Origin of the sequence: Wolbachia endosymbiont of Madathamugadia hiepei (genome assembly GCF_013366855.1) — a bacterium.
In the GTDB taxonomy this organism is placed as follows: Bacteria; Pseudomonadota; Alphaproteobacteria; order Rickettsiales; family Anaplasmataceae; genus Wolbachia.
On sequence record NZ_WQMP01000033.1, the window covers coordinates 1 to 8,630 of the forward strand.

Consider the following 8,630-nt stretch of genomic DNA (forward strand, 5'->3'; position numbering starts at 1 on the left):
TTTCACGCTTTTCAAAAAACTAAAAACTTGTTTTCAATTTCCTTCTTTTATATAATATGCCATTTGGTAGTTTCTCTATTTGTAGCTAAGTTAAACTACCAGTTTTTGCTACATCTTTCCTTATTTTCTCATGATAAACTTTTTTCACAGAGACTAGGTTGCAATATTTGAGATTGTTATTAACTGCAAAAAAAGCTGTTCAATTCCGATAAACTGTGTGGATGAAAATAGAGGGGGAGCATTTTAAGCATACCGGTTTTATATTTTGCAAGTTGCATTTAACTCCTGTGCCGTTGTCTGAAAAAACACGGCATTGGCAAGTTCTTTCCTCTTGGTAGTTTCTGTAAGCTGATACAAGATAAGCCTTCAACTAACCTCATTTATTTACTATACTGCTATAGTTTTATAGCTTTTTGATTGATGAACATTTTTAAGCGGATCTCCTCGCTAATCCTTAGCAAATTAAATGAGTTGAAGCAAAGGGGTATCATAAATACAAGTGCGGAAAATTTTATCGTAGAGCCTCCAAGTAATAGAGCACATGGGGATATTTATACAAATGTTGCCATGGTGCTTGCAAAACATGAAAAGAAGAATCCAGTCGAGATTGCAGGGATATTGGCAAGAGAGTTTGAACTGTTTGATGAGATTGAGAAAGTGGAAGTTGCGGGCCCTGGTTTTATCAATATGCGCTTGAGAATAGAAGTATGGCACGAAGTTCTAAAACAAATAAATGAGCTAAAAACAGAATTCGGTACTCTAAATATTGGAAACAATCAGGCCATCAATGTTGAATTTGTATCTGCAAATCCAACTGGTCCACTGCATATTGGTCATGCAAGAGGGGCAGTGTTTGGTGACATTTTAGCAAATTTACTGAAAAAAGTTGGTTATAAGGTCACCAAGGAATACTACATTAATGACGCTGGAGTGCAGGTAGATACGCTAGTTCGGTCAGTATGTTTGCGATATAGAGAAGCTCTGGGAGAGAAGATCAGTATCGAAAAAGGTTTGTATCCTGGTGAATATTTAAAACCAATAGGGGAGGGGCTAGCCAAAAAATATGGCTCAAAGCTTTTAAATAGTCAAGATAATCAGGTAATCAGAGAGTATACTTTGAGTTCTATCTTGGAACTTATAAAGGAAGACATGAGCTTGCTTGGGGTAAGTCACGATGTTTTTACTTCGGAATATGAGCTACAAAAAAGTGGCAAAATCGAAGAGAGTATAAAGATGTTGTCTGACAAGAGTTTAGTGTATGAAGGATATTTGGAAAAACCAAAAGGCAAAGAGAGCAAAAATTGGACTTCCAGAAAAGAGATGTTATTTCGCTCTACAGAGTTTGGCGATGATGTTGATCGCGCACTGAAAAAAGAGGATGGTAGTTGGACTTACTTTGCCTCGGATATTGCTTACCATTTCGATAAGATATCACGTGGCTTTAACAATATGATCGTAGAGCTTGGTAGTGACCATGGCGGTTATGTCAAAAGGCTCAAAGCAGTTGTCTCTGCGCTGAGCGATAATAAGGCGAAAATAGAGGTAAAACTGCATAACATTGTGAATTTTTTCGAGGATGGAAAACCTGTTAAGATGTCCAAAAGATCAGGAAATTTTCTCACAGCAAGGGATGTAGTGGAGGAAGTTGGCAGGGATATCACTCGTTTTATAATGCTGACACGCAAGAATGATATGGTCTTAGACTTTGATTTTGCCAAGGTTAAAGAGCAGTCAAAAGATAATCCTATTTTTTACGTGCAATATGCACACGCTCGTGCTCATTCATTGATGCGTAACGCTCCAAAAGAGCTCCCAAGTGCAAACCTTTCACTTTTAAAGACAGATGGAGAGCTGTTCCTCATAAAAACCTTAGCAAAATGGCCAGATGTGGTAGAAATAGCAGCAAGGCTTTATGAGCCGCACAGAATCACCTTCTACTTACTTGAAGTCGCAGAAGCGTTTCATGCTCTGTGGGAATATGGCAAAAGCGACTTAAACATGCGGTTCATACTGGAAGATAACTTGGACCTCACCGCTGCAAGAATATTTCTTGTTCAAGCTCTAGCACACGTCATCGCTTCTGGACTTTCTGTCTTTAATATAGAGCCTTTGGAAGAGATGAGTTGACTTTTTGCTGTATGTATGGTAATTAAAATATTATTGAACTTGCGGGTAGAGCTATGGTAATGAAATATGAACAGTGGAAAAAAATATTAAGTGCAGTTAATGGGGAAGTAGATTTAAATGAAGATAACGTAATTGAAAAAATAAAAAAGAAATTAAAAGCAGAAGATAAAGATTGGTATACGAAGTGGGAAGAAGCCGGTTTTGATGTAAATTATCTGTTTCAAGTTGAAGATGAAACACTCACATTATTACATTTAGCTGCTTGTGGTAACTTAGGGAGTATTACAAATGCTTTACTGGGAATGAAAGGAGTCAACGTTAATGCAGTAAACGAATATGGAGAGGCTCCTTTACATAGGGCTGCTTGTGGTAACTTAGGGAGTATTACAAATGCTTTACTGGGAATGAAAGGAGTCAACGTTAATGCAGTAAACGAATATGGAGAGGCTCCTTTACATAGGGCTGCTGACAATGGTCATAAGGACGTAGTTGAAGTTCTATTAAGAAACAAAGCGAATGTTAAGCAATAGGTGAGGATAGATGTACTTCTCTGCACAAGGCTGCCGGCAATGGTCATAAAGACATAGTTGAAGTTCTATTAAGAAACAAAGCAAATGTTGACGCAGTAGATGAAAATGGATGGACTCCTTTACATTGGGCTGCTAGATGTGGTTACATAGAAGTAGCAAAAGCTCTAATAGAGAATGGAGCGGACCCTTTATTAAAGAACAAGGATGGTAACATTCCGAGAGGCTTAGCTAGAAACGATATAAAGAAGCCTCTAAAGGATGCAGAAAAAGAACAACTGGGAGCAACTACAAGAAGTTTTGTTGTTAACTGCATTATCAAGTGCTGCTGTTGCAGTGGCACTTTTTGCAACCGGGATGGTTGCAGTTGAGTTAGTGCCTATATTGATAGCAGCATTAGCAGTTGGTGGTGTTACATATATGCTATCAGAGCCTAGTGTTGAAAAAGTTGCTGAAAATGAGCGAAAAGTATAGCATCAGATCTATATGACGCATTGAAAGCACACCCATGCATTAAGCTGCAGCCCTATAATGTCTACTGTTGATGATTATTTCACCTATCGTAACTGCCGCTAAAGTAAAGCAGTAATACACCTGTGTTAATAAAGAAATAGGTGATACAGAGGCTATGCTACCTGCTAGCAGTAGCTGAGAACCATAAGGCAAGATGCCTTTTGTAGCACAAGCAAAAACATCTAATAAGTACGCACTGCGGTGTGGCGCAATATTGTGTTTTTGTGCAAGCCTTTTTGCAATGCCGCCACTTAGTAAAATAGCAATGGTATTATTAGCAACCAGGACAGTGAACATAGATGCTATTCCTGATATCACGAATTCAGTTTTAGTCTTTGTAATATCACTTTTATCGATGAGTTTATGTAATGCTTTTTGACCTTGTTTGTACATTATATGGCTTAGTCCACCAATAAATAGAGCAAAGATCACTATTTCGTTTACTTTCTTAAAACCATTATATATGTCATGAGGAAATTGAATGATAGCATAGTCAAAAAAGACTATTCCTAGCACACCAGCAATAATTATGTTTACAGTTATTGTTACTAAAGTAGCAACTTCAAGCAGACCCATGATTATTAGAGAAATGTAAGGGATAACTTTTATTATCGATAAATAACCTAAGTTTGATATAGTAATAATATTTGTACTGTCTGCAGTTACTGCCAGATAGACAAGCGTTATAATGCTGGCAACAAGTGCTACTTTAGAGTTCACTTTAAGTTTATCCTTTATTGCAGCCCCTTGTGAAGAAACAGAGGCAATAGTGGTGTCGGATATCATTGAGAGATTATCACCAAATACGGCACCCCCAACCACAGTTGCAGTTCCTATTTCAAGACCAAAAGCTCCATTTTTTGCCAGGTTAACGGCGATTGGTACCATTAGCGCAACAACTCCCATGGACGTACCGATTGCAGTTGAAATAAAAGCAGAAGCCAAAAATATTCCAGGCAACAGTAACCTTGTTGGAAGGAAATTGAGAATTAAATTAGCAACAGTGTCTGCGCTACCAATTGATTGAGTAACAGAAGAAAATGCTCCAGAAAATAGAAAAATTAAGCACATAGTAAGGATGTTTTTGTCGCCCATGCCCTCGATGACAGTATCGATGTTGTGCTGAATTTTATTTGTACCGCGTGAAATGGCAAAAAATAGTGCTGGTAGTAAGCAAATTACAGGTGAAACCTGATGAAGTGGATTATCAGTTCCGATAAAGGAGAAATAAGTGCCGCTTCCAAGATATAGGATTAAAAAAATAAACAGAGGAACAAAAGCTGTCATTTTACCATATTTAAAAACTTAGGATAACTGATTAAGTTGCTTTGATCAAGCACTAATCCCTGGTGCCACTCATTCTACAGGAAGTTAACAGCGAGGTTTTAAACTTTATGTTTAGTCTGCTTAGCTAAATAGCACGTGCAGTCTATTGCTTGACAATATAGGATTGCCAGGTTCCAGCGTTACCCGTTGAAGTGACATTCTGAAAAGTGATTTTATGAGGCATGTTTTGTGCTATACTTTTTTATGTCATGCAAATAGCTGACTGTCTGTTCAAATAAAATAATGGAAAATGTTAAAACCATACCAGTAGAAGATAACAACGTTAGGCTGGATAGGTACATCAGAAGAATTTTCCCTAATTTAAAGCAATCTGTAATTGAGAAATCTTTAAGGAGAGAGTTGATCAAAGTTGATGGCTACAAAGCAAAGTCGAGCGATAGAGTGAGCTCTGGACAAACTATAACGATAAAACACTTAGATTATATTAAAAATACCAATTCCGAACGCAAATATAACAAAGAGTTAGTGAATCTACTGAAAGACAACATATTGTATGAAGATGAATATATACTAGCTATAAACAAACCTGCAGGAGTAATCGTTCAAGGTGGTGTAAAAGTAAAAATCAGCATTAGTGATTTGCTTGACCAAATCAGAGAGGGAGAAACATTTAAGATTGTTCATAGACTGGATAGGGATACAAGCGGGGCGATAATATTTGCACGCAATGCTAATGTTGCCAAATACCTTATGGAAGAATTCAAAGCACGTAGAGTAAAAAAAACTTATTTAGCATTAACTTCCGGCATACCGAGCAAGAATAGAGGAATAATAGATTATCCGTTGGCAAAAAAATATATTTCAGGTCAAGAAAAAGTGGTCATTGATGAAAATTCACCTCAGAATGCCACTACGCGTTTTTCGATCATAGCAAGGTTAGAGCACAATGTTGCTTATTTAGAATTGCAACCAATTACTGGCAGAAATCATCAATTAAGGGCGCATTTAGCTCATATAAACTGTCCTATTCTTGGTGATGGTAAATATGGTGGTAGGAAGGCTTTTATCGACGGTATAGCAAATAAAATCCATCTCCATTCGTGTTCTTTATCTTTAAAACTGCCGAATGGCAAAAAAACCACTATCACTGCTCTTCCCCCTGAGCACTTTAAAAATTCCCTCGAGGCATTACACCCTCCCTTTGAGTGTTAAACGTTACCTAAAAAAAAGCAAAAGAAGCCCCAGTCGGTGGCTAATTATTTATATGTACCTCAAATATCGGCGTTTTTATTCTCAGCGCTACGATTCAGCTACTTTTAAATGCAAGTAGCCTAAACTGCAAACGTTAAGAAATTTACTAAGCAGGAAAAAAAGACAAAAAAACTCTGAGGCAGCTAGTATTCAAATTCTCCCTTGTCTATTTGACGTTCTATACTGTCTTAAACGACTTATAGGCGCGTTTCAGCTTGAAAACCAGAAGTTTTAAAAAGACGTGAGGTGCACATAGTGCAAAAATTTAAACATGAGACGCTAAATACCCTAAGTTTTTTGTCATTAACCTGCACAGATTGTGAAGATAAATAGCTTCAGTACTATGATAAGGGTAACGGCGAAGGTTATCAAGTAGTTTTTTTCCGTTTTTATGGGTAGAACATACCTAGAATGGCATTTAGGGGTATGTTATCCGTTTTTCACTTCTAAATGATAAAAAAATTTATTAGTTTATTATACAGTTCTTTTCATGTATAAAATTATAGCAAGTTTGTACGAAAGGTTGTTTTATGAGCGAAATTATAGAAATTAGAGCACCAAAAACTCTAGGCGGTGAGTCAGTTACGGAAGGTATAGTCAAAATAAAAAAAAATATTGGCGAGGCAGTAAAAATAGATGATTTAATCTTTGAAATTGAAACTGATAAAACGGCGCTTGAATTAACCGCAGAGGCTTCAGGGCAAATAACTGAACTTCTTGTAAAAGAGGATGATGTAATAAGCCCAGGTCAGCTATTAGCGAAGCTTTCTGTAGGAGAGGTGAAAGAAGAGATAAAGAAAGAAGACAAAAGCGAAAGCCCTGCTAAAAAAGACGCTCCTTCAGCTCGTAAAATTATGGAGGAAAATGCAATCAGCGCAGGAAATGTCGAAGGAACTGGCATGGGGGGCAGAATAACCAAAGCGGATGTAATAGACCACATGAACAAAGCTGAACAGCCTGCGGTCGAACTGCCAAAAAGTATAGCAAGTGGGGAGCGAAGAGAAGAACGAGTAAGAATGAGCAAAATAAGGCAAGTAATCGCCGTTCGTTTGAAGGCGTCGCAAAACACTGCTGCGATATTGACCACATTCAATGAGATCGACATGAAAAATGTAATGGATCTGAGGGCAAAATATAAAGAAACTTTCGAAAAAAAATATGGAATAAAACTGGGTTTCATGTCGTTCTTTATAAAGGCGGCAGTGCAAGCACTGAAGGAAATTCCTGAAATTAACGCTGAAATCTCGGGTGATGAAATCGTATATAAACATTACTATGACATAGGTGTTGCTGTTGGCACCGATAAAGGCCTTGTTGTGCCGGTTATTCGAAATGCTGACCAGATGTCATTTGCTGAAATCGAATTGACTTTAGCTGCTCTTGGCAAAAAAGCTCGAGAAGGTAAATTACAAGTTTCAGAAATGGAAGGTGCAACATTCACCGTTTCAAACGGCGGAGTATACGGTTCACTCCTTTCCACCCCGATAATAAATCCTCCGCAATCTGGAATACTTGGCATGCATTCAATACAGAACAGGCCAGTTGCTATTGGCAATTCAATTGAAAGTAGACCTATGATGTACATTGCCCTCTCCTACGACCACAGAATAGTCGACGGCAAAGGAGCAGTAACCTTCCTCGTTAAGATAAAAAATTACATAGAAGACCCAAACAGATTAGTTTTGGAAGTGTGATTCAAATGAGTTGTTATTAATCTAGTGTTGCTAAAAGCCTAAACTTTGTCTAATTCTGCCAGTAGTGTAGCAACTTCAGAAATGATCAGAGCTATAATGTTTCTCAAAAATAGGTAAAGCCTGCTCAAGTAACTCCTTCTGTTTCTTATGGTCGCCTAGAGCACCATGGGCGTCGCTTAGGTTTATCAGTAGTTTAGCAACTTCCCGGTGATCAGGGCCATAGTGTTTTTCAAGAATAGGCGAGGCCTGTTCAAACAGCTCCTTTTGTTTCTCGTGGTAACCTAAGTCCCCATGAGAGATGCCGAGGCTTATTAGTATAATAGCTACTTTTGGGTGATCAGGTCCATAATGTTTCTTAAGAACAGGTAAAGCCCGTTTAAGCAACTCTTGATTTTTCTTATGTTTACCTAAAGCGCCATAAGTAATGCCGAGGTCTGCAAGTAGTGTAGCAACTTCTGGGTGATCAGGGCCATAGTGTTTCTCTTTAATTGCTAAAGCCTGTTCAAGTAACTCCTTTTTTTTCTTATAATTACCCAAAGCTCCATAAGCAATACCGAGGTTTGTCAGTGCTCCAGCAATTTCGAAAGACCTGTAATATTTCTTAAAAACTGGTAAAGCCCGTTCAAGTAATTTCTTTCTCCTCTTATGATTACCTAGATCCCCATAAATGATACCTAAGTTTGACAACAGTTTAGCAACTTCAAGATGATCAGGACCGTAATGTTTCTCAAAAATAGGTAAAGCCCGTTTAGACAACTTCTTTGCTTTCTGAAGATCACCCAAAGCATAACAAACAAGACCGAGGTTTGCCCGTAGTTTAGCAACTGTGAAATGATCAGGTCCATAATGTTTCTCTTGAATTGCTAAAGCTCGCTCAAACAACTTTTTTGCTTTCTGAGGATTACCTAAATCCTCATAAGCGTTGCCAAGGTTTGTCAATGTGGCAGCAACTTTAGGATGACCAGAACCATAATGTTTCTCAAAGATAGGTAAAGCCCATTCACACAACTTTTTTGTTTTCTGAGGATTACCTAAAGCATTATAAGCAATACCAAGATCTACCAGTAGTGTAAAATAATCAGGGCTAAAATGCTTCTGGAGAATAGATAAAACCCATTTGAGCAACTCCTTTTGTCTTCCAGGCTCTGTGAACAAAATTTTAGAGAAGCCATATGAGAGAACCAACGAAGTTTAAAAAACCCATAAAAACCTCAGCAGTCTTGTCAAATCG

At 37.8% G+C, this 8,630-nt stretch carries 7 protein-coding genes and 1 pseudogene; 6 read left to right on the forward strand and 2 right to left on the reverse strand.

Going from position 1 to position 8,630, the window contains the following annotated elements; genetic code table 11:
• Positions 1–420 precede the first annotated feature (420 nt).
• The 4 genes and pseudogenes from argS to GO685_RS05530 all read left to right on the forward strand — a co-directional run bounded on the left by argS (position 421) and on the right by GO685_RS05530 (position 3,128).
• Entirely contained in the window at positions 421–2,127 is a 1,707-nt protein-coding gene (gene argS / locus GO685_RS01995; protein ID WP_175937344.1) for an arginine--tRNA ligase, read from the forward strand.
• 59 nt (positions 2,128–2,186) lie between these two features.
• The gene (locus GO685_RS02000) at positions 2,187–2,657 is read left to right on the forward strand and encodes an ankyrin repeat domain-containing protein (protein WP_175937345.1); all 471 of its coding nucleotides are present in this window, start codon (positions 2,187–2,189) and stop codon (positions 2,655–2,657) included.
• Positions 2,654–2,866 (forward strand): annotated as a pseudogene (locus GO685_RS05855) (ankyrin repeat domain-containing protein); the annotation flags it as partial. The gene GO685_RS02000 and the pseudogene GO685_RS05855, both read left to right, overlap by 4 nt.
• Before the next feature lie 49 nt (positions 2,867–2,915).
• Entirely contained in the window at positions 2,916–3,128 is a 213-nt protein-coding gene (locus GO685_RS05530; RefSeq protein ID WP_246226345.1) for a hypothetical protein, read from the forward strand.
• Between the two features lie 39 nt (positions 3,129–3,167).
• On the opposite strand, the gene GO685_RS05930 is transcribed toward GO685_RS05530, so the two are convergent.
• Complete coding sequence (locus GO685_RS05930; RefSeq protein ID WP_175937346.1) at positions 3,168–4,454, reverse strand: Na+/H+ antiporter NhaC family protein; 1,287 nt, start codon at positions 4,452–4,454, stop codon at positions 3,168–3,170.
• 279 nt (positions 4,455–4,733) lie between these two features.
• Here GO685_RS05930 and GO685_RS02015 point away from each other — a divergent pair, with 279 nt between their 5' ends.
• Positions 4,734–5,666: an RluA family pseudouridine synthase gene (locus GO685_RS02015; protein ID WP_175937350.1), complete on the forward strand. Its 933-nt coding sequence runs from the start codon at positions 4,734–4,736 to the stop codon at positions 5,664–5,666.
• Positions 5,667–6,235: 569 nt separating this feature from the next.
• Positions 6,236–7,399 (forward strand): 2-oxoglutarate dehydrogenase complex dihydrolipoyllysine-residue succinyltransferase, encoded by a 1,164-nt coding sequence (gene odhB, locus GO685_RS02020; protein ID WP_175937347.1) that lies wholly within the window; start codon positions 6,236–6,238, stop codon positions 7,397–7,399.
• A 75-nt stretch (positions 7,400–7,474) separates the two neighbouring features.
• Here odhB and GO685_RS02025 read toward each other — a convergent pair whose 3' ends face one another.
• Positions 7,475–8,554: a tetratricopeptide repeat protein gene (locus GO685_RS02025; protein WP_175937348.1), complete on the reverse strand. Its 1,080-nt coding sequence runs from the start codon at positions 8,552–8,554 to the stop codon at positions 7,475–7,477.
• Between the last annotated feature and the right edge of the window lie 76 nt (positions 8,555–8,630).

Excerpts from the sequence above, each read along its gene's own strand:
- argS (WP_175937344.1), top strand. The coding sequence starts at position 421 with ATGAACATTTTTAAGCGGATCTCCTCGCTAATCCTTAGCAAATTAAAT.
- GO685_RS02000 (WP_175937345.1), top strand. The coding sequence starts at position 2,187 with ATGAAATATGAACAGTGGAAAAAAATATTAAGTGCAGTTAATGGGGAA.
- GO685_RS05530 (WP_246226345.1), top strand. The coding sequence starts at position 2,916 with ATGCAGAAAAAGAACAACTGGGAGCAACTACAAGAAGTTTTGTTGTTA.
- GO685_RS05930 (WP_175937346.1), bottom strand. The coding sequence starts at position 4,454 with ATGACAGCTTTTGTTCCTCTGTTTATTTTTTTAATCCTATATCTTGGA.
- odhB (WP_175937347.1), top strand. The coding sequence starts at position 6,236 with ATGAGCGAAATTATAGAAATTAGAGCACCAAAAACTCTAGGCGGTGAG.